This window comes from Mannheimia varigena (assembly GCF_013377235.1).
GTDB classification, from domain to species: domain Bacteria; phylum Pseudomonadota; class Gammaproteobacteria; order Enterobacterales; family Pasteurellaceae; genus Mannheimia; species Mannheimia varigena.
This window is the reverse complement of record NZ_CP016226.1, coordinates 1301968-1328037: the sequence shown is the minus strand read 5'-3', so window position 1 is coordinate 1328037 and position 26070 is coordinate 1301968. Positions and strand designations below refer to the sequence as shown.

Below are 26070 nucleotides of genomic sequence, written 5' to 3'. Positions count from 1 at the left end.
GTCTTATTTGCAAATTTTTTTACAAATTTAACCGCTTGTAAGTGCTTATTTATAAAGCGGTCCAAAGTTTGCACACGCACGGTAGTCTTGACCTTCTTTGTCTTGACCGAAACCGTTCCACGCACTTGGACGGAATACATCTTTATCTTCCACGTTGTGCATACAAACCGGAATGCGTAACATTGATGCAAGGGTGATTAAGTCTGCACCGACGTGTCCGAAAGTGGCTACACAGTGGTTTGCTCCCCAGTTTGCCATCACGCTATACACATCTGCGAATGCACCTTTACCGGTTAAGCGAGGCACGAACCAAGTGGTTGGCCAAGTTTCATTGGTACGTTTGTTTAAGGTGTCGTGAACGTGTTCCGGTAAGTCGATTGACCAACCTTCCGCAATTTGTAATACAGGACCAATGCCTTTGATGAGGTTGATTCGGTGCATCGTAAACGGCATTCCGCCTTTGGTTAAGAATTGAGAAGATAAACCGCCGCCACGGAAGTATTCGTGAACTGCCGGACACCAGCGAGTATTCTCTAAGCAACGTTTGCCATCTTCTTCGGTGACTTCCCAAACCGGTTTGATAACAGGTTTGCCGTCTTTGTCGGTATGCTGACCTGTGCCGTCTAATGCTGCTGAACCTGAGTTGATTAAGTGGATAAAGCCACTTTCCGGACGCCAGCCGGTAACACGTTCAACAGAATCTTCGCTCCAGTAAGTACGCACATCCGCAAACACTTGGGCTTGACCGGTTAATAAGTTACCGAACAACATATTCACGCCATTTAAGCTGTCATTTTCAGTTGCCATAATGTATGGTGCTCGCACACCGTTCCAGTCATAGGTGGAGTTCAGTGTTGCCTCTAAGAAATCGCCGTTTGGTAAATGGTCTGTCCATTGGCGTTGCCCTTGGAAACCGGCAGCAATCGCATTATGACCTAACGCTTCTTCGCCATAACCTAATTCTGCTAAACGTGGGTTGCCGACCATTAAATCACGGGCGATGATGGTCATTTTCACCACATCTTCCCAAAGTTTGGCACGTTCTTCTGGGCTACGTTGGTTTTCCGGTGCATTCACATCAACACCTTCTTTGCAATAGGTTTTTACCCATTCCATCGCTAATTTAAATTCTGCGTCATCGTAGATGTTGCGATCTAAACGGCGTTTAATTTCAGTCATATCTACGTATTCATTACGCATACCTAAATATTCTTGGAAGAATTGTTGGTTTACGATAGAACCTGCGATACCCATTGAAACTGAACCGATAGATAAATAAGATTTGCCACGAAGGGTTGCCACCGCTAAGCCTGCACGAGCAAAACGCAATAATTTTTCACGAACATCAGCCGGAATGGATTGGTCGCCTGCCTCTTGCACTTCAGTGCCATAAATGGAGAATGCTGGTAAACCTAATTGGCTATGACCTGCTAAAGCAGCGGCTAAATACACTGCACCCGGGCGTTCTGTACCGTTAAAGCCCCAAATTGCTTTTGGCATATGCGGATCCATATCAATGGTTTCAGAACCGTAGCACCAACAAGGGGTTACAGTAATTACAGCACCGACATTTTCACGTTTGAATTTTTCGGCACAAGCCGCAGCTTCGGCAACGCCACCGATGGTGGAGTCTGCAATCACGCATTCGACAAAATCCCCATTTGGGTGGCGGATTTCAGATTGAATTAATTGTGCAACGGCTTTCGCCATATTCATTGTTTGATCTTCAAGTGATTCACGCACTCCTAAACGGCGACCGTCAATAGTTGGGCGGATACCAATTTTTACGGGAGTTGATTTGAGGGTTGTCATAATAAATTCTCCTTATTGGTTAAAAAATTTGATTGATGAATTTATTATGCACAGGCAATAGGTGTGATGAAGAAAAATTCCAAAATCATTTAAATTTTGTGAGTGGGATCACAAAATTTGTGCCTTTTTGGAGAGAAAATCGAAAAAAAGTATGCCCGATTTTGCTTTTTTTCGGGCAAAATCGGGCATATTAAACTGAAAAAAGACTAAATAATAATTTGGATTTGGTTCTCTAAACAGTAATTTTTTAATGGCTCAGATGGCATTTGATCAACAAATAATTTATCAATGCAAGAAAGAATTTCCATTTGGATTAAATCTTTACGGTCAAATTTGCTGTGGTCTGCCAACAAAAAAATCTCTTTACTATTTGATAATAATTTACGCTTAAATGAGATATTTATTTCATTAGATTCCCAAATTGCACCATCTGCAATACCCGTACAAGAGATAATAGCAATATCAATTTTCAAACGGGATAAGAGCTGTTCCGAAAGAGGACCATAAAAGGCATCATATTTCTCTGAATAAACTCCACCAGTCGCAATGGTTTTTATGTGTGGTTTATGGGAAAGACTACGAATAATCCGCATTGAACTACTCACGATAGTACAAGGAATATTTGGAATTCGTTGTGCGACATTCCAAGAGGTAGAGCTGGCATCAAGAGCAATAACCGATTCTGGTGATAAATGAGAAAGTACATTTTCTGCAATATTGCGTTTGGCTTCACTGTTAGCCCTTAAACGAGTGCTGAATGAACGTCCGATATCTCGCTTTTTATGACTTACTGCACCTCCGTGTGTACGATGTAATAGCCCATTTTTATCTAGTTTGTTTAAGTCTCGACGAATGGTTTCAATTGAAACGGCACAATACTCCGCGAGTTCCTGCACTCTCGCTTCATCAAACTTTTCTAAATAGGTAATAATTTGATTGTGTCTTCTTTGCATAAACTATCCTTAGTAAATTTCTAACTAAATTTAACCGCTTGTTATCTTTCTGTCGAGAAGACAAGTCTGATTTTTAGAACGTGATCACATTTTGTTTTACAGGCGGTCAAATTTCGGGAACTTTTTGCAAAATTTGTAATATGTTTTGTGGAATTTCATTTCAGACTAATTGACAATCATTTTTATCTCTGTAAAATCGCCGTGTTTGGTGTTGAGAATTATTTTTAATACCAAATTTGGTAATCCTCTTAAATAACTTACCTAAGGAATAAATAAATGAAAAACTTTAAATTACTTCCAGTTTCAGCTGCGGTATTAAGCATACTTGCGGCAAATGCCCTTGCTGAAACAGCTTCAACAGAAAATATGGCGGTGTTAGATACTGTAACAGTAACAGATAACCAAGGTTTGAAAGTGCAAAGTAATGTGGTAACCACCGCGAAAAAAGACGAAAGCACACAAACTGATTTACGTGGTTTATTAAAAGATGAGCCGGCAATCAGCTTAGGTGGTGGTAATGGTACATCACAATATCTCTATATTCGTGGTATGGGACAAAACTCCATTGATGTAAAAGTGGATAATGCTTACTCAGACAGCCAAATTCACTACCACCAAGGCCGCCATATGTTAGATCCTGCACTGGTGAAAATTGTTTCTGTACAAAAAGGTGCGGGTAGTGCATCTGCAGGTATCGGTCAAACTAACGGTGCAATCGTAGCAAAAACCTTAGATGCGTTAGATTTATTGAAAGATAGTGATAAAAACTTTGGCGCAAGACTAGGTACAGGAATCAGTACTAACCACGCTCATAACTTCAATGCTGCAGTATATGGCAAAGGAGAAATCTTTGATGTTTTAGTGTCAGGAAATCAAGTAAAAGAGAGCGACTATAAAGGTGGTAAAAATTATTTTGATGTTGCTAATAAGAATAGCCGTGTAGCAAATAGTGCATTGAATAAAGTTAGCTATTTAGCAAAATTAGGTGCTACTTTGGGTAATCATCGTTTAGTGTTGAGCCACTTAAATGAGCAACATGAAGGTGTGCGTAATGTTCGTGAGGAATTTCAAACCTTTAGCAGTCAATCGCCATCTGATCGCAAAATGTCGGTCACTAATACTAATTTAGAGTACATTGGTAAAAATCTAGGTTTTGCTCAAGAAATTACAGCTAATTTATATCGTTTGGAGCATAGCCGTTGGTCTGCAGATGATAAAGGCAATAACTATGCTGGTGGCGACCGCAATCAAAGCCCAACTAAAACGAGAGTCTTAACTCATGGTGCAAACCTGAACCTTGATTCAGCGGTGAATGATAGTATTTTATTGAAATATGGTGTGAACTATCGTCACCAAGAAATTAAACCTCATGCGAAATTTGATCCAAAATCAATTAATCAGGAGAAAACAGATACTGGTATTTATGTTGAAGCAATTACTGCTCCTGTAGATAAAGTGACTTTAACAACGGGTGTTCGTTATGATCATTTCAACTTTAAAGCGATGGATGGTAAAACGCGCAGTGATGGCACATTTAATCCTAGTGTAGGATTGATTTATGAACCAATCCAGTACTTAAGTTTGAGTGCAAGCCATAACTATGCAAGCCGTAGCCCTCGTATGCAAGATGCATTAATGTCTCACGGTGGTCGAGCGTATACTATAGGTGATAATACTAAAGCAGAAAAAGCTCGCAATACTGAAATTGGCTTCAACTATAATAATGGAACATTTAGTGTTGATGGTAGCTACTTCTGGCAAGATATTAAAGATGCATTAGGTACTAACACAGGTCGTAATCAACATGGTCCAGCTCAAGTTATTATCAATGCAGGTAAAATTAAAAACCATGGTTATGAGTTAAATGCGGGTTACCATAATAGTGGCTTTACAGCTCGTGTTGGTGTTGCTCATAGCAAACCTAAATTCTACGGAGACAATCTAAGTAACAACCCTGAATATGCTACAGTAATTGGTCGTACTTGGACGGCTTCTTTAAGCTACCGTTTCGAACAGCCAAATGTGGAAATTGGCGTACACCACCGTATTGTGGAAAAAGTCAAAGCTGAAGATAACTTCCTTGTAAGAAATGACAATGGTACACCGAAAATTGGTCGCTTTGAAGGCACACAAAAAGATGGTTATAACGTGACCGATATTACAGTGAACTGGAAGCCATTTAATAATGACAATTTGAATGTAAACTTCTCAGTTGATAATGTAGCCAATAAACTCTACAAATCTCACGCACAACGTAGTCAGTTGCCGGCTCGTGGTCGTGAATTCCGTGCAGGTTTCAACTACACGTTCTAATTTCTTAAATAAGGCCAAAACGCCCGATTGAATTAATATTCAATCGGGCGTTTTTTATGTTACAAGCGGTCAAATTTCCTAATTTTTTTACAATTTCTTCTTTAGCTTTATCAATAAAGTGATTTATGGCAATCGTTTGCGTTATTCGATATAATAAGCCCCAATTCTTATCCATTTCTTAAAAATACGGAATCAAATCAAATGACTATGCAAATCTTTCGTGGCTCGCCAGCCCTTTCTGAATTTCGTTTAAACCAACTTCAACAAAAATTCGCCGCAGCGAATCTGCCGGTGAAATCTGTCTATGCGGAATATGTGCATTTTGCTAATTTAACCTCCGCACTTTCTGCCGAACAAGAAGATAAATTAGTCCAATTATTACATTACGGCCCGACCCTTGCGGAGCACGAGCCCGTGGGCGAAACTTTCATCGTGATTCCTCGTTTGGGCACGATTTCCTCTTGGTCTTCAAAAGCGACCGACATCGCCCACAACTGCGGTTTGGAAAATGTGGCTCGTGTAGAGCGTGGTTTAGCCTACTATTTTGAATTTGAGCGTGACTTAACTGCTGAAGAAGAAAGCAAACTTGCTGCTTTATTACACGACCGTATGATGGAATCGGTGATTCGTAATGCTGATGAAGCAGCAGTTCTGTTCGCCCAACAAGAGCCAAAACCTTTCACTAGCGTAGATATTTTAGGCGGAGGTCGCAAGGCTCTCGAAGAGGCAAACGTGAATTTAGGCTTGGCGTTAGCGGAAGATGAAATTGATTATTTGGTGGAAAACTTCACTGCCCTTGGTCGCAACCCGAACGACATTGAGCTATATATGTTTGCTCAAGCGAACTCAGAACACTGCCGCCACAAAATTTTTAATGCCGACTGGACGATTGATGGTGTGAAACAGGAAAAATCCCTGTTCAAGATGATTAAAAACACCTTCGAGAAAACCCCAGACTATGTGCTTTCTGCTTACAAAGACAATGCGGCAGTAATGGAAGGTTCAACCGTTGGTAGATGGTTCCCGGATCAAGACGGTCAATATCGTGCTCACCAAGAAGATGCTCACATCTTAATGAAAGTGGAAACCCACAACCACCCAACCGCTATTTCGCCATTCCCGGGGGCGGCGACCGGTTCGGGCGGTGAAATTCGTGATGAAGGGGCGACAGGTCGTGGGGCAAAACCGAAAGCCGGTTTAACGGGTTTCTCTGTATCTAACTTAGTCATTCCAAACTTTGAACAGCCTTGGGAAAATCCACTGTCTAAACCGAGCCGTATTGCGTCAGCACTCGATATTATGATCGAAGGTCCACTTGGTGGTGCTGCGTTTAACAATGAATTTGGTCGTCCTGCTTTATTAGGTTACTTCCGTACTTACGAGGAAAAAGTGAATAGCTTTGCAGGCGAAGAAGTGCGTGGCTATCACAAACCGATTATGCTTGCAGGCGGTATCGGTAACATTCGTGCCGAACACGTTCAGAAAGGCGAAATCCCTGTGGGGGCGAAGTTGATCGTACTTGGCGGTCCGGCGATGAATATCGGCTTGGGAGGCGGTGCGGCATCGTCAATGGCATCGGGCAAATCGAAAGAAGATTTAGACTTCGCTTCTGTACAGCGTGAAAACCCGGAAATGGAACGCCGTTGCCAAGAAGTGATCGACCGCTGTTGGCAAATGGGCGATGAGAACCCGATTTTATTTATTCACGATGTGGGTGCGGGCGGTTTATCTAACGCAATGCCGGAGTTGGTACACGATGGCGAGCGTGGCGGTAAGTTCGATTTACGCAAAATCCTGTGCGATGAAAAAGGGATGTCGCCGCTTGAAATTTGGTGTAATGAATCGCAAGAGCGTTATGTGTTAGCGGTTGCCCCTGAAAAACTCGAACTTTTCACCGCACTTTGTGAGCGTGAGCGTGCCCCGTTTGCGGTGATTGGTGAGGCGACCGAAGAGAAACATTTAACCCTACACGATGAACATTTCGGCAATGATCCGATTGATTTACCGATGAACGTGTTGCTCGGCAAAACCCCAAAAATGCACCGTGAGGTTTCGCAAAAAACCGTTGAAAATGCACCGCTTGCAACGGACGGTATCGACCTGAAAGAAGCATTACACCGTGTATTACGTTTGCCAGTGGTTGCAGAAAAAACCTTCTTAATTACGATTGGCGACCGCTCGGTAACGGGTATGGTAGCACGGGATCAAATGGTCGGTCCGTGGCAAATTCCGGTAGCGGATTGTGCGGTAACAACAGCCTCACTCGACAGCTACCACGGCGAAGCGATGTCAATGGGCGAACGTGCGCCGGTTGCATTATTAGATTTTGGCGCGTCTGCTCGCCTTGCTGTGGCGGAAAGCATTACCAACATTGCGGCGACCAATATCGGCGACATCAAACGCATTAAACTCTCGGCGAACTGGATGTCGGCAGCGGGACACGAGGGCGAAGACGCAGGTCTTTACGAAGCGGTGAAAGCTGTGGGTGAAGAGCTCTGCCCAACGCTCGGCATTACCATTCCGGTGGGCAAAGACTCAATGTCGATGAAAACCACTTGGGAGGAAAATGGCGAGAAGAAAACCGTGACTGCTCCGCTTTCACTTGTGATTTCCGCATTTGCTCGTGTGGAAGATGTGCGTAAAACTGTTACGCCACAACTTCGCACCGATAAAGGGGCAAGCCGCTTATTGTTAATTGATTTAGGCGAAGGCAGCAACCGCTTAGGGGCAACCGCATTAGCACAGGTTTATAAACAGCTTGGCGACAAACCTGCGGATGTCGTAAACGTTCAAACCTTAAAAGATTTCTTCAACGCAATGCAAGCCTTAGTGGCAGAAGATAAATTATTAGCCTACCACGACCGTTCAGACGGTGGTTTAATCACCACCTTAGCGGAAATGGCATTTGCGGGTAACTGCGGTGTGGATGTTGATATTTCAGCCCTTGGCGACAATGATTTAGCGGTGCTATTCAATGAAGAGTTAGGTGCGGTAATCCAAGTCGCTGACAGCGAACTTAATGCAGTGCGTGAGGTGTTAAAAGCTCACAACTTGATTCACGTAACCAAAGAATTAGGTGCGGTGAATGCGGATAACCGCTTTGAAATTAGCCGTGGTTCTCGCAAACTGTTAAGCGAAAAACGCTCTGAATTGCGTGGTATCTGGGCGGAATTAACCCACCAAATGCAACGTTTGCGTGATAACCCAGAATGTGCTGACCAAGAGTTCGCAGCGAAAAAAGATGAGAATAACAAAGGCTTATCGGCATTCTTAACTTTTGACGTGAACGAAGACATCGTCGCACCGTTTATCAACAAAGGGGCAAAACCAAGCATTGCGATCTTGCGTGAGCAAGGCGTAAACAGCCACTACGAAATGGCGGCAGCCTTCGACCATGCAGGCTTTAAAGCGATTGACGTGCATATGTCCGATTTAATCGCAGGCAGACGCAACTTAAACGACTTCAACGCAATGGTAGCTTGTGGTGGTTTCTCTTACGGTGACGTACTGGGTGCAGGCGGCGGCTGGGCGAAATCAATCCTATTCAACCCAATGTTGCGTGACCAATTCAGCCAATTCTTCGCTAACCCGAACACCTTAGCACTCGGTGTATGTAACGGTTGCCAAATGGTATCGAACTTGGCGGAAATCATTCCGGGTACAGAAAACTGGCCTCGCTTTGTTCGCAACAAGTCCGAACGTTTTGAAGCCCGTGCAGCGATGGTCAAAATCAACGACACCAACTCACTCTGGTTCAACGGAATGGCAGGTAGCCATATGCCGATTGCGGTTTCACACGGTGAAGGACAAGTTGAGTTCAAAAATCCACAGCAATTAGCTAACTTGCAACAGCAAAATCTCGTGATCGCACAATATGTGGATAGTCATCTCAACCCAACCGAACAATACCCAGCCAACCCGAACGGCTCAGCGTTTGGTATCACGGCAATCGGTAACACAGACGGCAGAGTAGCAATTATGATGCCACACCCAGAACGTGTATTCCGTGCGGTCAGCAACTCTTGGTGTCCGGAGGATTGGACGGAAGAAGGGGCATGGATGAGATTGTTTAGAAGTGCGAGAGTGGCGTTGAAATAATTTTAAACGAATCATAGTACGCATTTTTGAATGCGGTGCGTACTTTATCTGATAAAATACGGTGAATTTATGATAAATTTCAATTCGTTGAGAAGTAATATACCTCTTCAAATAGAACCTCAAAAGTTATTTACTACCTTAACTGGACGAGTGGAAAAATTTAAGCGTCCTCATGATGAACAGGGAGATATACTAAAAGATTGGTTTTCTAAAAGAGACCAAAAAGACTTAGTAATAAAAATGAACACAGGCGGAGGAAAGACCGTGGTGGGATTATTGTGTTTACAAAGTTCTTTAAATGAAAAAGTATTCCCAGCGGTATATATAACTCCCGATATTAATTTATCTCAACAGGTTATTCAAGAAGCCAACGATTTAGGAATAAAGGTTACAGATGATGAGCAAGATGTCAATTTTATATTAGGGAAGTCAATATTAGTAACCAATATTTCTAAACTCTTTAATGGAAAAAGTGTTTTTGGAGTAGACAATAAAAAGATTGAAATAGGGGCTATAGTTATTGATGACGCTCATTCTTGTTTAAGTATAGTGGAGAACCAATTTTCTATTTCATCAAATAATGATTCTCAATTATATAAGCAACTTTTTAACTTATTTGAGGAACCCTTATCTCAACAATCTAGATCTACATTATTAGATATTAAAGCTTCCGATCCTTTATCATATCTAACTGTACCTTATTGGGCATGGCAAGAAAAATATTCTGAGGTATTAAGAATATTGCACTCTATAAAGGATATGGATGAATTACAATGGTCTTACCCTCTTTTAAAAGACCATATAAATCTATGTTCATGTATTTTCTCTGGTACTGCTATTGAAATCAAACCACCGATTTTACCGGTTCATAAACTCCCTTCTTTTTTTTATGCTAAACGCCGTATATATATGACAGCTACATTAGCTGATGATAGTTTATTGGTTACTAATTTTGGAGCAGACATAGAGTCAATAAAAGAGCCTATTCGTCCCAGTGGTGGTGGTGATATGGGAAATAGAATGATTTTAGCTCCGCAAGAAATTAATCCTTTATTATCAGATGATGAATTAAAAAGTATGATTGAGGGGATATCTAAAAATCATAATGTAACTATTATTGTGCCCTCGAAGTATAGAGCTGGTTATTGGAGTAATATTGCTGAACAAGTGCTTGATAGGAATAATATTTTTGAAGGTATTTCAAAATTGAAATCAGGTGAAATATCTAATGGTATTACAGTATTAATCAATAGATATGATGGTATTGATCTACCCGGAGATGCATGTCGGCTATTAGTTATTGATGGTTTACCTGAGGTGTATAATCTTCATGAAAGAGAAGAAATAACTTTATTAGATGGTACTTATTCTCAGATAGCAAAACAAATACATAGAATAGAGCAGGGAATAGGAAGAGGAATTCGTTCTAGTGATGATAATTGTGCAGTTATATTATTAGGTGCTAAATTGATTCATAAAATACACTCACCACAAGCTAGAAACATATTTTCTCCTGCAACTCTTGCTCAATTAGAATTGGGAAATGAGATATCTGGACAAATTAAAGATGCATCTATAGAGATGATTCAGGAAACGTTAAATTATTCATTGAATCAGGATAGTACGTGGATCCAGACTTGTAAGGAGAGAACCCTTGAAGCAATTATAAGGGAGCCATATTTAGATAAATTTAGATTATCATTAAAGAAAGCCTATGATAATATAAATATTAATCAGATTGATTTGGCAATATCTGAGCTACAAGAAATAGCTAATTCAAATTGTGAAAATAGATTGAAAGGTTTTATAAAACAGAAATTGGCAGAAATAGTAAGTTTAAAAGATCCTGCTCAGGCTCAAGAGTTACAGCTGTCTGCATTAAAATTAAATATGAATTTACTAAAGCCAATAAATGGTATCACTTATTCTAAACTAGCTAGAATGGCTTCAACACAATCTATGCAAGCTAAAGATTATTTAGTTAAAGAGAATTTTGTTAATAAAAATGATTTTCTGATAGAAATTAACAAGGTTTTATCCGATTTAGTTTTTAATGAGAATAGTGCGAATAGTTTTGAAAAGGCTATTTCTGATTTAGGACGAATATTAGGTTTTTTATCTCAAAGACCAGAAAGTGATTTTGGAAGAGGACCTGATAACCTTTGGTCTACTGGAAACTCTAAATATTGGGTTATAGAATGTAAAAGTGGTGCTGTACGTGCACAAAATATATCCAAACATGATATTAACCAACTGAGTGGTTCTGCTCATTGGTTTAATGACGAGTATGATGCTAGTTGTCAAGGAATTCCTATAATGATCCACCCTTTAGATAATTATGAAAAGGAATCTACCCCTCATCCTCAAATGAAGGTAATTAATCGCAATTGTTTAGATACTTTAAAATTAAATGTAGAAAAATATGCTAAAAATTTACGCTTGGATATGTCAGTAGCAGAAATCCAGAAGTTATTAGAAGACTACAACTTAACTAATGATAAATTATTAGAAACTATCACGGTATCTCCTAAATTAAAGACTACCTCATCATAATATCTTTCCCCCGATGGCACTCATTTCTGACGAGTGCCTTCTTCTTCCATCTTAACAGTAACTTTTCTTTCCTTAAATTACAGTTCTTGTTGGAGGGGAGCACTATTCTCTCTGTTGAAAAATGAGGATTTTCCACATATCTGCCAGAAAATTTTATGTAAATTCTACTTATTTTCTTTTATTAGAAGGCATTCTGTGAGTGGATAACTCAAATGAAAATGGCGATATAACTTATTCCTACCCAGCAATTAATTCCCTCTTTTATGTACCAGATCAAATTATTTACACTGATTTATCGGTATGATCTCTTTAGTTTTTTTAATTAAGGAGCCTTATATGAAATTCAAAAAATTAGCATTAGCAGCAATGTTAGGTGGTTTATTTGTAACAGCCAATGCGGCAGAATTACCTAATATCACTATTTTAGCGACAGGCGGAACTATTGCCGGTAGTCAGCAGAATGCGAATAGCAGTGCATATCAAGCGGGGCAATTGAATATTGAAACCTTAATTGAAGCTGTGCCAGAAATGAAAGCATTGGCGAATATCAAAGGTGAGCAGATTGTGAAAATTGGTTCACAGGATATGTCGGATAGTGTGTGGTTAAAATTGGCTAAAGCGATTAATCAACAGTGTGCAACAACAGATGGCTTTGTGATTACACACGGTACTGACACAATGGAAGAGACGGCTTACTTTCTTGATCTGGCAGTGAAATGTGAGAAACCTGTGGTATTAGTAGGAGCTATGCGTCCGGCAACAGAAAAAAGTGCCGATGGTCCATTGAATTTGTATAACTCAATTGTGGTGGCAAAAGATCCAAAATCTGCTGGACGTGGTGTGTTAGTGGCAATGAACGATGCGGTACTGGGTGCAAGAGATGTTACCAAAACCAGCACGACTGCGGTGCAAACATTTAGTTCGCCGAATTTTGGTTCTTTAGGTTACGTCCATAATAGTAAAGTAGACTATGAACGCTCTCTGGAAAGCAAACATACCGTTAATACCCCATTTAATGTGAATGAATTAAATGAATTACCTAAAGTCGGTATTATTTATGCTTATGCGAATATGCCGACAGAGCCGCTTAAAGCCTTGTTAGATGCGGGTTATCAAGGCATTGTAGTGGCAGGTGTTGGTAATGGTAATATGAATGCGGAAAATCTTGCATTATTAGAGGAAGCAGCGAAAAAAGGCGTTGCGGTTGTGCGTTCTTCTCGTGTACCAACTGGCTATACTACTCGTGATGCAGAGGTTGATGACAGTAAATATGGCTTTGCTGCTTCCGGCACGTTAAATCCGCAAAAGGCTCGTGTGTTATTGCAATTAGCTTTAACCCAAACGAAAGATATCAAAACTATTCAGCAATATTTTGAAGATTTTTAATAAAGGTTGAAGCATATAAAAAATGGCATAAGTAAGTAAACTTATGCCATTATTTTTTGTATGTGGTTTGACTACTGCAAGCGGTGTAATTTTGCTATTTTTTTGCAAATTTAGCCTGTATTTTATGAGCAACGATAAACAGCACTAAGACTCCAATGATAATTGGGTCGAATGTTACGCTTTTTACCGACCAATAATAATGCACCATAGCCAATACTAATGCAGGATAAGCCCACTGGTGAATCGTCCCCCAGCGTTTTCCTAATTTTCGTTTTAGCATTGGCAGCGAAGTTATAGCCATTATGCTTAGAATGAAAAAAGCAGCAGCTCCTAAAATCAAATATGGGCGACCGGCAAGCTCGCTAAAAAATAATTTTACATCAAGGCTTAATTCTAACAATAGATAGCTTGAAATATGTAGAGCTGCCCATGCAAACGCCCATAATCCCAATGGACGGCGTAAAATTTGATACTGATTTTTCTTTAAGTATTGTAGGGCAATACCAAGTAGAAACATTATACAAAAAATGACGATCGCACCATAACCGAGAAAATGCTCCAGCTCTTTAATCGGATCGGCACCTAATACCGTTTCATTACCTGTATATAATAGCTGAGCCACCCAAACTAGCGGTAATAAGCAGCCGAGATGAATGAGTATGCGTAATCCGGTTAGCATTAGTAGTTCACCTTTAAATCTAAGCCACGGTATAAATTTGCCACTTCATTTTCGTAGCCATTAAACATTAGTGTTGGTTGGCGTTTGACGGATAATAACCCGCCTGCACCAATTACTCGTTCAGATGCTTGCGACCAACGTGGATGATCAACATTCGGGTTTACGTTAGCATAAAAACCGTATTCGTTTGGAGCAAGACTTTCCCAAGTAGTGAGTGGGCGTTTTTCGGCAAAGGTGATTTTCACAATCGACTTAATGCTTTTGAAGCCATATTTCCAAGGCACGACTAAGCGAATAGGTGCACCGTTTTGCGGTGGCAAGGTTTTACCATATAAACCGACAGACAGTAGTGTTAGTGAATTTAAGGCTTCATCTAAGCGTAAAGCTTCTACATAAGGATAATCAATCCCACCGCCTAGCAAGCGATTTTTTTGCCCCGGCATTTGTGCAGGATCATATAAAGTGTGAAAGACCACATATTTGGCTTTACCGGTTGGTTTTGCCATCTCAATTAAGCGAGCTAACTCAAAGCCGATCCACGGCACAACCATTGACCAAGCCTCCACACAGCGGAAGCGGTAAATGCGTTCTTCCAATGGAAATGTATTAAGCAATTGTTGATGATTTAAACTAAACGGATTTTCAACTTCACCGCTAATTTCTAATGTCCAAGGATCAGTTTTAAAGTTTGCCGCATTTTTGGCCGGTGCACTTTTATCAACACCAAATTCATAGAAATTGTTATAGCCGATTATTTTGTTTTCCAGAGTGAGTTCAAGCCCTTTATTTGGATCCGGTTTAAACTGTAATGATTGCAAGTGTCTTTTTGTTTCTGCCATACTTACTTTAGGCAATGCAGAAGCTGCAATACCTAAACCTAACGCGGTAATAATTTTACGGCGTTGGTAGAAAATAGTTTCGGGTGTAACATCTTGAATTGTTAATTTTTTCATCGAACTATCCTTTTTTTATGAATTGTTGTTATTATTTTGGACTCAGCTGATCTAGAATTCTTACAAAATAAGTGTAATTTTTTATTGGGTATTCCCTAAAGGAGATATATGAAAAGTCTATCTTCTACACAGATAGAAGAGATTAGAAAGCAAATGGTTAAATTTGCCACCCTACAACTAGCCGATAAAGATTTAGCCGAGGATGTTGTACAAGATGCCTTAACCAATGCCTATAAGCATTCAGCCTCTTTTCGGCGAGAAGCTGCACTTAAAACTTGGATTTTTGCTATTTTAAAGAACAAAATTTTAGATTTACTCAGAACACGAAAACGACATATTCCGGTCAGTTCTCTATGTGAGGAAGAAGAATCACCAAGTGCTTTTTTCGATCGCCAAGATCATTGGTTGGAGCATCAAGAAGTGACCGAATGGAGGGGAATAGCTCAATCGACTTACCAGAAAGAATTTTGGGCAATTTTTGATATTTGTTTAAATAAGTTATCCGCTCAGCAAGCACGAGTATTTATGATGCGCGAACATTTGGAGATGAGTAGTGCGGAAATTTGCCATGAATGCGAAATTTCTCTCTCTAACTTAAATGTGTTACTTTATCGTGCTCGTTTACGTTTACAAGACTGTTTATCTCGCAATTGGTTTAGAGAGGAATCAAAATGAAATGCAGGCAAGCAACAGAACTTATTTCACAGTCCTGTGATGAGAAACTTCGTTTGCAACAACACATGCGTTTGCAGTTGCATCTTTTAATATGCCCTAAATGTCGCAATTTTAATAAAAATACCAAGAAATTAGGCAAGATATTAAGAGCCTACTGTAACGATAAAGATGCTCCGTTCTGATTTATTGTTGGTTGAATAAAGTTCAGAACCTTAAAGGTATAACCACTTAAAATTTTTCGAACATCACTTAATATGTATAGTTAAACCTAGGATGCCTACAATAGATCGTTTTTTTATACATTTCATTAAAGGAGAAAAATATGCGTTATTGGTTAATAAGTTTAAGTATGCTATTAAGTAGCTGTGTCGTGCCGGTTACTCCTACAGGGCAAGCCGGTATCCCTATGCCGATTATCATTGGCGTATCAGATCCACTTGATTCTAAAGAGGTTCACATTTGTACTCTAAAGCCATTTACACAGGAATATCGTAGTGAACATAGTAGCCGAGGCAGAGCCAAATTAAATGTACAAAAGCAATGCCTTGCAAACCACAGTGAAATGTTTTGTGAAGAAAAAGATATTGTTTGCAAAACCTATGATTAGTTAAACAAGCGGTCGTATTTTATCTGTTTTTTGCAAAATTTTCCTAAAATTTGACCGCTTGTTTATTTAAGCAGATAACATCAAAATTTTATGAGGATTTTCTATGCAACCCATCAATATTGCCATCGCCGGTGCTGGCTTTTCCAGCCGAGTTTTTCATATCCCGTTTTTGAAACAAGATGCTCGTTTTAATATTGTAAAGGTGTGTGAACGTACTTCTAACAATGCGGCAGAATGGTTGCCGAATGCAGAAACAGTGCGGGATTTCAACGCTCTTTTAACGCCAGAAGTGGATTTAGTGCTAATTACCACACCGAATCAAACTCATTATGCAATGGTAAAAGAGTCATTGCTTGCAGGCAAACACGTTTTAGTTGAGAAACCGTTAGTGGCAACAGTGGCTGAGGCGGAAGAGTTGGCGGAACTTGCAAAGCGACAAGGAAAGGTACTTTATGTGTACCAAAACCGCCGCTGGGACAGTCATATTGCGACGGCAAAATCGCTAATGGAGCAAAATTTACTGGGAGAGTTGGTAGATTGCGAAATTCGTTTTGACCGTTATGCGAAAGAGAAAAATGCTAAAGTATGGAAAGAATCAGGTGAGCTTGGTACAGGTTTAGTGTATGACTTAGGCGTACATTTAATCGACCAAGCCTTGTATCTGTTTGGGAAGCCGGAGGCGGTGTATGCTGATGTGCGTTATCAACACGAAGGGGCGTTGGTTGATGATAACTTTGATATTCAGCTCTATTATGCTAACGGTTTTAAAGTGGTGCTGAAAGCCAGCCGATATGCTCGTGAACCCAGTCCGACATTTGTATTACACGGAAAATTAGGTTCTTATCTGAAACAAACGTCAGATAATCAAGAAGATTTGCTGAAAAATGGCGTACAACCTATTGGCAAAGATTGGAATATGGAGGAAAAAGAGAACTGGGGAATTTTACATACTGAAATGGAAAGCAATGTGGTCCGCCAGCCTTACCCAAATGCAGAAGCCAGCTATCAAAATCTATTTGATGATTTATATCAAGTGATTGCCCACAATGCTGAGCCGATTATCAAGCTAGAGGAAGTTATTTTTGTGCTAAAAGTAATTGAATGTGTATTTGAAAGTGCAAAATCGGGGCAAAAGATAAGACTTTAATCCTGAAAATAATAGTTCTATTCTAAAAAGAGGAAAGCCCTATCTTACAAAATAGGGCTTTATTTATATTAAATTTTTCGGCCTGTAATTCTACACCATTCCTCTTTTTCCACCACCGGATCAAGGTTGAAATCACCGGCATAAGCCTCGCAAACGGATTCGGCTTGTGTGGCGAGAATACCTGATAATCCTAAATCGCCTTGTGGTTTAACAAGTGTAATGATATTTGGAGCTAACTCTTTGAGAGGACCTGCCAAAATATTGGCGACCACGACATCTGCTACTAAATCTTTCGGCTGATCTTTAGCTAAAAATAGCTGCAAGCGGTCAGAAACCCCATTCGCTTCTGCATTATTTTGGCTGGCAAGAATCGCTTGAGGGTCGATGTCAATACCGATAGCTTGTTTCGCCCCAAGTTTGAGGGCAGCAATCGCTAAAATGCCAGAGCCGCAACCGAAGTCGATCACGGTTTTACCTTCTAAATCCAAGCCATCTAACCATTGCAAGCAAAGTGAGGTTGTTGGGTGTGTGCCTGTGCCGAAGGCTAAACCGGGGTCAAGCATGACATTCACTGCATTTGGATCTGGCACTTCACGCCAGCTTGGGCAAATCCATAGACGTTTGCCGAATTGCATTGGGTGGAAATTATCCATCCATTCACGTTCCCAATCTTTATCTTCGATCTGCTCAATTTTGTGGCTGAAATCGGGCGTCACTAAAGTGCTGATAATCAACGCCTCTACCACTGCTTTCATATCGGTTTCCGCATCAAATAGCCCCACCACATCGGTATTGCCCCATAAACGAGTTTCACCTGGCAGTGGCTCAAAAATCGGTGTGTCTTGGCTGTCCATAAAAGTAACGGAAACCGCCCCAATCTCTGTTAAAAAATCGCTGATTTCCTCAGCGTGTTTGTCTGTACTGTTTAAACGAATTTGTACCCAAGCCATTGTTTTTCCTTTTTTTTTGATTGCCCAGCACGGCAAGCCGTACCGGGTTAAGCATAATTCAGTCCCTCTGGGACTGGTAAATTAAAGATCTTTTTCAAAAAACTGCTCATTGATTTTAATGCCGTTTTCGGTCATTAACTGTTTGATTTCATTTAAAAAATCGTGATTTTTGTGATGTGTTTTTTGATTTTTAATGTAATTTAAAATCTGTTGTTTATCTCGCCCACTATACGTCAATGCACAATAGCCAGCAGACCACGAGGTAAAAAACGGAAATTCCGTTTTATGCCGTTCTAATAAAAGATGTGTTGCATTTTTTAGCTGCTGTACAAAATCAGCGATGGCAATTTTAGGGTGGAGATCAACTAATAGATGAATATGATCAGGCATTCCATTTATACGATATAGCACCGATTTTCGCTTTTTCACAAATTGCCAAATAAACGTATAGAGTATTGTTTCGTGTTCTTCGCTAATCGCTGGCACACCTGATTTTGTACGAAAAATAATATGATAAATTGCTCGTGTATAACTCATTACTCCCCCTTATCTATCAGTCCCAGAGGGACTGACTTATGCTTAACCTTGTACGCTGCAGCGTGCAAGGTATCAAGCAGAGATGTTTGATTTTTCGAGCAATATCACAAAATTTTACCCTCTTCCCCCTACCGTAATCTTATCTAATTTCACGGTAGGTTGTCCGACTCCCACCGGCACGGATTGCCCTTCTTTGCCGCAGGTGCCGATGCCGGGGTCGAGTTCCATTTTTTTGCCGACCATTGATACCTGTTGCATCGCTTCAATGCCGCTGCCGATCAGGGTAGCACCTGTCACCGGTTTGGTGATTTTGCCTTTTTCGATTAAGTAGGCTTCGGCGGTGGAGAACACGAATTTGCCCGAAGTGATGTCCACTTGTCCGCCACTGAAATGTGGGGCGTATAAGCCGTATTCGACCGATTCGATCATCTCTTCAAATTCGTGGTTGCCTTCGGTGAGGTAAGTGTTGGTCATTCGAGGCATTGGTAAATGGGCGTAGGACTCTCGTCTACCGTTGCCGGTTGGAACAACGCCCATTAAGCGAGCATTGAGTTTATCCTGCATATAGCCTTTCAGAATACCGTTTTCAATCAATATGTTGCGTTGGCTCGGCACGCCCTCGTCATCAACGGTGATGGAGCCACGCATATCAGGTACCGTGCCGTCATCGACAATCGTACAAAGCTCGGAGGTCACCATTTGCCCGATTCTGCCGGTAAAGAGAGAGGACTCCTTACGGTTGAAATCGCCCTCTAAGCCGTGTCCGACAGCCTCGTGCAGTAGAATGCCCGGCCAGCCAGCACCGAGTACAATCGGCATTGTGCCTGCCGGTGCAGGAATTGCGGTTAAATTCACCAACGCTTGGCGAACTGCTTCTTTAGCGAGAGCCTCTGCACGCACCAAACCGTTTTCGTTCGGAGCTAAGAACCACGTTAAGCCGAAGCGTCCGCCAGCTCCAGCCGAGCCACGCTCACGCTTGCCGTTTTGTTCCACCAACACGGAAATGGATAACCGCACTAACGGGCGAATATCTGCCGCCAAAGTGCCATCGGTGGCTGCCACTAACATTTCTTCGTAAACCGCTGATAAATTGGCGTTCACCTGAATCACTCGAGGATCTTCTTTTCGGGCGATATTATCCACCAAATGCAGCAACTCAACTTTTTGCTCACGGCTAATGGTATCCAGCGGATTGATTGCCAGATAGCGTGGGCAAGCGGTCGTTTTTTTGAAATTTTTTACCGATAATTGACCGTTTGTCGGGCTGATGGAGCGAGCGGCTAAGGCACACTGCTCAAGCTGTTTGAGGGTGATTTGGTCGGCATAGGCAAAGCCGGTTTTTTCGCCCGACACCGCACGTACGCCGAAGCCACGGTCGATATAAAATCCGCCCTCTTTGATAATGCTGTCTTCCAAGCTCCAGCTTTCATCTTGGCTGAGTTGAAAATAGAGATCGGCGTAATCAATATCACGCCCTGAGAAGTGGTCTAAGACGTTGCTTAAATGAGAGAGTTCCAGTCCGCTTGGGGCAAGCAGGCTGTTTGACACGTTGTTTAACATTGTGATTCCTAAAAATAAAAGACGGTAGATTTTAACACAAAATCTACCGTCTAACCTATTTGCGATGAAGATTAACCCTTTAAGCCCTCTTGGCTTCTCACATTATCTACGCCTTTATCTGCTTCCACTCGTTGCATAAAGGCAGAAAGTTGGGACAGATGAGAGAAGTCCAAACCTAAGCGGCGGCACCAGTTAAGCATAATGTAGAGATACACGTCTGCCACGGAAATCGTTTCACCAAAGAAAATGTGATTTTCGAGGTGATCGTTCGCAACCGTAAGCAGCTCTAATACTTGCTCGGCAGCTTGTTGGCGAATCATTTTCGTCAGTTCTTCATTATCTGCCGCATAGCTCGATAAACGGAAAAGCGGTGTGAAGGCCTTATGTACGTCCGAGTTGAAAAAGGCTAACCAGCGAGCAGCTTTAGCTTTATCACGAGCGGTTTTGCTGCCGAACAGTTTGACTTCGGGATAAAGTTCGTCCAAATAGTGCAAAATGGCTTGGTTTTGCGAAAGTGCTAAATCGCCATCAACCAATAGCGGCACGGCACCACGAGGGTTAAGGGCTAAAAATTCAGGTGATTTGATAAATTCACGGCTAACCGCTTGAAATTCGTAATCTTGATTCGCGTGCAGTTTTACCCACTCTAACGCCACGTGTGGCACAAATGAACACGCACCCACTAAACCGTATAATTTCATTTTGATGTCCTCTTAAGGTAATAATTTTTCCAAACGCCATAAATCGGCAAAGGTTGCTCGGGCTTTGATTAAGTGAGCTTGGTTACCGTCCACCATAATTTCCGCTGCTTGTGGGCGAGAGTTGTAGGTGGAAGACATTGCCGCACCGTAAGCCCCTGCCGAACGCATTGCGATTAAATCTCCCTCGGCGACAGCGAGTTCACGCTGTTTGCCTAAGAAATCGGAAGTTTCGCAGATCGGACCGACCACATCGTAAACCGCTTTTTCACGGCTTAAGGTTTTGTCCACTTCAGTAATTTGCATATAGGCTTCATAAAGTGCCGGGCGAATCATATCGTTCATTCCGGTATCGACAATCGCAAAATTGCGGTCTTCACTCTGTTTTAAATATTCCACTTTAGTCACCAAAATACCGGCGTTTGCGGTAATTGCACGCCCCGGTTCGATGATGATTTCAAGGTTTTTGTAGCCTTTGAGTTTTTCCAGCAACGCTTTAGCGTATTCGGTTGGGTGAGGCGGTTCTTCGCCGTTGTAAGGCACACCTAAGCCGCCGCCTAAATCAAGGTGGTGTAGCTCAATGCCATCTTCACGCAGCTGTTCCATTAGCACAATCAAACGGTCGGTCGCATCTAAGAAAGGCTGCAATTCGGTTAATTGCGAGCCGATGTGGCAGTCCATTCCGGTAATTTTCACGTTTGGTAAGGTTTTCGCTAAACGGTACACTTCACGAGCTTGGGTCACGCTCACGCCGAATTTGTTCTCTTTTAGTCCTGTTGAGATGTATGGGTGAGTGTGGGCGTCCACATCTGGGTTTACACGCAGGGAAATTGGGGCGATTTTGCCTAATTTGCCGGCGACTTCGTTGATGCGGTGAAGCTCGGAAATGGATTCGATATTAAAGCAACGAATCCCCACTTCTAACGCACGTTGAATTTCGGTGTGCGATTTCGCCACGCCAGAGAAAACCACTTTGGCAGGATCGCCCCCAGCGGCAAGCACACGCTCCAATTCGCCTTGCGACACAATATCAAAGCCTGAACCGAGGCGAGCCATCACGTTCAATAAGGCGATATTTGAGTTTGATTTCACCGCAAAGCAGACTAAATGTGGGTGTGAGCCAAAAGCGTTGTCAAAAGCATGCCAGTGGCGTTCGAGGGTGGCTCGAGAGTAGATGTAAGCCGGCGTGCCGTGTTCAGCGATGATGTCGGCAATCGCCACATCTTCCGCAAAAAGTTGGTTGTTTTTATATTCAAAATGGTTCATTGAAAGCCTGTTGTGTTTGAGGATTCTTAAAGAAAGAGGTTAAAAGCGGTCATTTTTCTGAGATTTTTTGCAAAATTTAAGTAAAAAGTAACCGCTTGCAACTATTATTTTTGTTCGTGTTTAGGTGCTGACTCAGGGAAGTAAAGTGGGCCTTTTACGCCGCACGCACTTAAGCCTAGGGTTGCTATTAAGGTGATTAAGAGTAGTTTTTTCATTGGTTTTTCCATTTAAAAAAGATGTTTCATTCTAAAACAAAATAACTGCCCTATCTATAAAAAATTACACCCCAATCTGAATAGATTGAGGTGTAAATCACGTCACAGTATTTTCAGTTTATTTTAAACTGCCAACCATATCTTCCGGGCGAACCCATTCATCGAATTGTTCAGCGGTAACTAAACCTAAGTTAATCGCTTCCTCTTTTAAGGTTGTGCCGTTTTTGTGAGCTGTTTTCGCAATTTTCGCTGCATTTTCATAGCCGATATGGGTATTTAATGCAGTAACTAACATCAGTGATTGATCGAGCTGTTGCTTAATGCGTGGGTAGTTTGGCTCGATGCCGACCGCACAATGTTCGTCGAACGACACGCACGCATCGCCCAGCAGCTGTGCCGATTGCAGGAAGTTGAACGCCATTACTGGTTTATACACATTAAGCTGGAAATGACCTTGTGTGCCTGCAAATGAGATAGTTACATCGTTACCTAATACTTGAGCACAAACCATCGTCATTGCTTCGCATTGGGTTGGATTGACTTTGCCTGGCATAATCGATGAACCCGGCTCGTTTTCCGGAATTAAGATTTCGCCGATACCGGAGCGAGGACCTGAAGCCAGTAAGCGAACATCGTTAGCGATTTTGTAGAGTGAAACTGCAAGTTGTTTTAATGCACCGTGGGTTTCCACAATCGCATCGTGGGTGGCTAAGGCTTCAAATTTGTTTTGTGCCGTGACGAATGGTAAACCGGTGAATTTAGCGATATATTCTGCCACTTTCACATCATAGCCTTTTGGTGTATTTAAGCCTGTACCTACCGCAGTGCCACCTAGTGCCAGTTCACGCAAGTGAGGTAGAGTATTTTCTAACGCTTTAATGCCAAATGCTAATTGAGCTGCATAAGCAGAGAACTCTTGACCAAGTGTGAGCGGGGTCGCATCCATTAAGTGAGTGCGCCCGATTTTCACCACATCTTTGAACGCTTCAGCTTTGTCCGCCAAGGTTTTTTGTAAGCGTTTTACACAAGGAAGGGTGTGTTCAACCACCTTTTTATATGCCGCAATATGCATTGCTGTTGGGTAGGTATCATTAGAAGATTGGGATTTGTTTACATCGTCGTTCGGGTGAATAATCGATTTTTCGCCTAGCTTGCCACCGTTAATAACGTGAGCACGGTTTGCCACGACTTCATTCACGTTCATATTCGACTGCGTGCCGGAACCGGTTTGCCAAATCACCAGCGGGAATTGGTCATCGAGCTGGTTCGCCAAAATCTCATCGCACGCTTTTGCAATTAAATCGCGTTTTTCGACCGCTAGTACGCCGAGATCGTGGTTTGCATAGGCTGCCGCTTTTTTCAGATAACCAAAGGCTTCAATAATTTCAGCCGGCATTGAGGCTTCAGGTCCGATTTTGAAATTATTGCGTGAGCGTTCTGTTTGTGCTGCCCAATATTTATCAGCAGGAACTTGCACTTCGCCCATTGTGTCTTTTTCGATACGGAATGTCATATTTACTCCTAATTTTTAAAAAGTTAAATCAATAAGCCCTAATTATTTAGAGGTATGATAAATACTAGCATAGAAAGGAAAAAGAAAGGAACCAACAAAAGCAATTCCTCATTGGTTTTTTACTATTTTATGATGTGGATCACATTATTAAATGATTGGTATTAAATCTTTTTCTTAAACCAGAGGCATATAAAGCATCATTTGCTTCTTGCATTAATCCCAATTTTTGTTGATAGGTAAAAGTATAAATATATTGATGATTTAATGCACCATTTAGTTTGAATAGGAGATCTTCTGTTGGTTCAAATCCGTGAAGAGTAAGCCTGATAAATGTAGATATGTAACCGATCTGAATAAAATCTTGTATTGAATTTATGCCAACTTTCTTTAGCATCCTTTCCAATTTTAAGTTCATATTAGGAAGATTGCGAATTTGCGTCGAGCGCTTTTTATTTGTTTTTTGCTTTTCCGACTCTAGTTCGTTTATTGTCGATCGTATTAATGAACTGAACTTTCTGGTATCAGATAAAATAGAACTAGGGATAAAATGAAATTTTCTACTTTGTAACCCAATTTTATCATCTGATAAGTTATAGGTATTGGGGTGTTGAGATATATCAGCGATATCATACTGAGAAATACGTAAAAATGTGGCTTTGTTTTGATAAAGTGCGATCATGAAGTTATTCTTAAATATTGCGTAATAAGAAAAATAAGTTTTTATACGAATTTCTCCAATAATAGGTTCAAATAAAGGGATGATTTCTTTTCTGATTTCATTAATTGTTTGCATAGAAGCTCCTTCTTAAATAAGGCAATACAAGTAGTAAAGAGCATAGGTGTCATGAACAATAAATACCGTTATGAGTTAAATTTCAACAGGGATTTTCTAGATTTGTGAAGTCGCTCGAAAAGTTTTAGCAAAAAAAGGAAAAATCACTTGCTAGAAATGAGCAGATAGAGTATTATGGCTAAGCTATAAAATTAAATAGGTCTTTTTGCTATTTAATTTGCGCCATTTGATGTAATCATTTATCAAATGACATTACAGATATTGTAATGTAAAAATGTTCCTAATTTTGGAACTATATAGGTTTAACTGAGCTCCCTTAATATTTTTATTAAGTGGTAGTTTGGTTTTTTTATTAGCTAAATTTTTTAATTGGAGCTCTGGTCTAATGCAGAACCAAAGAATCCGTATCCGCTTAAAAGCTTTTGATCATCGCTTGATCGATCAATCTACTGCGGAGATCGTAGAAACAGCTAAACGTACTGGTGCACAAGTTCGTGGTCCAATTCCTTTACCAACTCGTAAAGAACGTTTCACTGTATTGATTTCTCCACACGTGAACAAAGATGCACGTGACCAATATGAAATCCGTACTCACAAACGTTTAGTTGATATTGTTGAACCAACAGAAAAAACTGTTGATGCATTAATGCGTTTAGATCTAGCTGCTGGCGTTGACGTTCAGATTAGTCTAGGTTAATTGGGAATTTTAAGAGGTTATTACAATGATTGGTTTAATCGGTCGTAAAGTTGGTATGACCCGCGTTTTCACTGAAGACGGCGTGTCTATTCCAGTTACCGTTATCGAAATCGAAGCCAACCGTGTTACTCAAGTTAAAACCCTTGAAAACGATGGCTATTCTGCAATTCAAGTTACTACTGGCTCTAAAAAAGCTAGCCGTGTAACTAAACCAGAAGCAGGTCATTTCGTGAAAGCAGGTGTTGAAGCTGGTCGCGGTTTATGGGAATTTCGTACTGAAGGTGAAGAATTCACTTTAGGTCAAGAAATCAATGTTGACATCTTCACAGATGTTAAGAAAGTTGACGTTACTGGTACATCAAAAGGTAAAGGTTTTCAAGGCGGTGTTAAACGCTGGAACTTCCGTACTCAAGATGCTACACACGGTAACTCTTTATCACATCGTGTACTTGGTTCTATTGGTCAAAACCAAACTCCAGGTCGTGTGTTTAAAGGTAAAAAAATGGCAGGACACTTAGGTGCTGAGCGTGTAACCGTTCAATCACTTGAAGTTGTTCGTGTAGATGTTGAGCGTAAATTACTATTAGTTAAAGGTGCCGTTCCAGGTGCAACTAATGGTGATGTTATCGTGAAACCGGCAGTTAAAGCATAAGTCTAGGAGATAG

At 41.1% G+C, this 26070-nt stretch carries 22 protein-coding genes; 10 read left to right on the top strand and 12 right to left on the bottom strand.

Annotated features, from left to right (window positions below; all coding sequences use genetic code 11):
* Positions 1-45: 45 nt before the first annotated feature.
* Positions 46-1812 (bottom strand): L-fucose isomerase, encoded by a 1767-nt coding sequence (gene fucI / locus A6B40_RS06195; RefSeq protein ID WP_176671857.1) that lies wholly within the window; start codon positions 1810-1812, stop codon positions 46-48.
* Between the two features lie 206 nt (positions 1813-2018).
* Positions 2019-2765 carry a DeoR/GlpR family DNA-binding transcription regulator gene (locus tag A6B40_RS06190; protein WP_176671856.1) on the bottom strand — a complete coding sequence of 249 codons (747 nt, stop codon included), beginning with the start codon at positions 2763-2765 and terminating at the stop codon, positions 2019-2021.
* 276 nt (positions 2766-3041) lie between these two features.
* Here A6B40_RS06190 and A6B40_RS06185 point away from each other — a divergent pair, with 276 nt between their 5' ends.
* From A6B40_RS06185 to ansB, 4 genes are all read left to right on the top strand, one after another.
* Positions 3042-5078: a TonB-dependent receptor domain-containing protein gene (locus A6B40_RS06185; protein WP_176671855.1), complete on the top strand. Its 2037-nt coding sequence runs from the start codon at positions 3042-3044 to the stop codon at positions 5076-5078.
* A 201-nt stretch (positions 5079-5279) separates the two neighbouring features.
* Positions 5280-9176 carry a phosphoribosylformylglycinamidine synthase gene (gene purL, locus A6B40_RS06180; protein WP_176671854.1) on the top strand — a complete coding sequence of 1299 codons (3897 nt, stop codon included), beginning with the start codon at positions 5280-5282 and terminating at the stop codon, positions 9174-9176.
* 69 nt (positions 9177-9245) lie between these two features.
* Positions 9246-11729: a DEAD/DEAH box helicase gene (locus tag A6B40_RS06175; RefSeq protein WP_176671853.1), complete on the top strand. Its 2484-nt coding sequence runs from the start codon at positions 9246-9248 to the stop codon at positions 11727-11729.
* Positions 11730-12065: 336 nt separating this feature from the next.
* Positions 12066-13115 (top strand): L-asparaginase 2, encoded by a 1050-nt coding sequence (gene ansB, locus A6B40_RS06170; protein WP_176671852.1) that lies wholly within the window; start codon positions 12066-12068, stop codon positions 13113-13115.
* Between the two features lie 94 nt (positions 13116-13209).
* Here ansB and A6B40_RS06165 read toward each other — a convergent pair whose 3' ends face one another.
* Both A6B40_RS06165 and msrP read right to left on the bottom strand, forming a co-directional pair.
* Positions 13210-13794: a protein-methionine-sulfoxide reductase heme-binding subunit MsrQ gene (locus tag A6B40_RS06165; protein WP_176671851.1), complete on the bottom strand. Its 585-nt coding sequence runs from the start codon at positions 13792-13794 to the stop codon at positions 13210-13212.
* Positions 13794-14747, bottom strand: a complete 954-nt coding sequence (msrP, locus tag A6B40_RS06160; protein ID WP_176671850.1) for a protein-methionine-sulfoxide reductase catalytic subunit MsrP — start codon at positions 14745-14747, stop codon at positions 13794-13796. The genes A6B40_RS06165 and msrP overlap by 1 nt, the downstream gene beginning before the upstream one ends.
* Before the next feature lie 153 nt (positions 14748-14900).
* On the opposite strand from msrP, the gene A6B40_RS06155 reads away from it, so the two are divergent.
* The 4 genes from A6B40_RS06155 to A6B40_RS06140 all read left to right on the top strand — a co-directional run bounded on the left by A6B40_RS06155 (position 14901) and on the right by A6B40_RS06140 (position 17176).
* On the top strand, positions 14901-15422 hold the full coding sequence (locus A6B40_RS06155; protein WP_236966884.1) for a sigma-70 family RNA polymerase sigma factor: 522 nt from the start codon (positions 14901-14903) through the stop codon (positions 15420-15422).
* Positions 15419-15604 (top strand): zf-HC2 domain-containing protein, encoded by a 186-nt coding sequence (locus A6B40_RS10190; RefSeq protein ID WP_176671848.1) that lies wholly within the window; start codon positions 15419-15421, stop codon positions 15602-15604. Before A6B40_RS06155 ends, A6B40_RS10190 begins: the two co-directional genes overlap by 4 nt.
* Positions 15605-15744: 140 nt before the next feature.
* Positions 15745-16029 carry a hypothetical protein gene (locus A6B40_RS06145; RefSeq protein WP_025342049.1) on the top strand — a complete coding sequence of 95 codons (285 nt, stop codon included), beginning with the start codon at positions 15745-15747 and terminating at the stop codon, positions 16027-16029.
* Positions 16030-16132: 103 nt separating this feature from the next.
* Positions 16133-17176: a Gfo/Idh/MocA family oxidoreductase gene (locus A6B40_RS06140; protein ID WP_176671847.1), complete on the top strand. Its 1044-nt coding sequence runs from the start codon at positions 16133-16135 to the stop codon at positions 17174-17176.
* Between the two features lie 68 nt (positions 17177-17244).
* Here the strand turns inward: A6B40_RS06140 and prmA are convergent, their stop codons facing one another.
* From prmA to A6B40_RS06100, 8 genes are all read right to left on the bottom strand, one after another.
* Positions 17245-18126 carry a 50S ribosomal protein L11 methyltransferase gene (gene prmA, locus A6B40_RS06135; protein ID WP_176671846.1) on the bottom strand — a complete coding sequence of 294 codons (882 nt, stop codon included), beginning with the start codon at positions 18124-18126 and terminating at the stop codon, positions 17245-17247.
* 81 nt (positions 18127-18207) lie between these two features.
* The gene (tnpA, locus tag A6B40_RS06130) at positions 18208-18663 is read right to left on the bottom strand and encodes an IS200/IS605 family transposase (protein ID WP_176671845.1); all 456 of its coding nucleotides are present in this window, start codon (positions 18661-18663) and stop codon (positions 18208-18210) included.
* A 114-nt stretch (positions 18664-18777) separates the two neighbouring features.
* Entirely contained in the window at positions 18778-20223 is a 1446-nt protein-coding gene (gene tldD / locus A6B40_RS06125; protein ID WP_176671844.1) for a metalloprotease TldD, read from the bottom strand.
* 71 nt (positions 20224-20294) lie between these two features.
* Positions 20295-20924, bottom strand: a complete 630-nt coding sequence (locus A6B40_RS06120; RefSeq protein WP_176671843.1) for a glutathione S-transferase family protein — start codon at positions 20922-20924, stop codon at positions 20295-20297.
* Between the two features lie 12 nt (positions 20925-20936).
* Positions 20937-22187 (bottom strand): diaminopimelate decarboxylase, encoded by a 1251-nt coding sequence (gene lysA / locus A6B40_RS06115; protein WP_176671842.1) that lies wholly within the window; start codon positions 22185-22187, stop codon positions 20937-20939.
* A 104-nt stretch (positions 22188-22291) separates the two neighbouring features.
* Positions 22292-22402, bottom strand: coding sequence for an LPS translocon maturation chaperone LptM (gene lptM / locus A6B40_RS06110; RefSeq protein WP_025218246.1), 111 nt, complete (start codon positions 22400-22402; stop codon positions 22292-22294).
* Positions 22403-22520: 118 nt separating this feature from the next.
* Positions 22521-23915: a class II fumarate hydratase gene (gene fumC, locus A6B40_RS06105; protein ID WP_025218245.1), complete on the bottom strand. Its 1395-nt coding sequence runs from the start codon at positions 23913-23915 to the stop codon at positions 22521-22523.
* Between the two features lie 139 nt (positions 23916-24054).
* Positions 24055-24708: a TfoX/Sxy family DNA transformation protein gene (locus A6B40_RS06100; RefSeq protein WP_025248369.1), complete on the bottom strand. Its 654-nt coding sequence runs from the start codon at positions 24706-24708 to the stop codon at positions 24055-24057.
* Between the two features lie 385 nt (positions 24709-25093).
* Between A6B40_RS06100 and rpsJ the strand changes: the two genes are divergently transcribed.
* Both rpsJ and rplC read left to right on the top strand, forming a co-directional pair.
* A complete protein-coding gene (gene rpsJ, locus A6B40_RS06095; protein ID WP_001181005.1) occupies positions 25094-25405 on the top strand; it encodes a 30S ribosomal protein S10 in 312 nt (103 codons plus the stop codon).
* Positions 25406-25430: 25 nt separating this feature from the next.
* A complete protein-coding gene (gene rplC / locus A6B40_RS06090; RefSeq protein WP_025218243.1) occupies positions 25431-26057 on the top strand; it encodes a 50S ribosomal protein L3 in 627 nt (208 codons plus the stop codon).
* Positions 26058-26070: the final 13 nt, after the last annotated feature.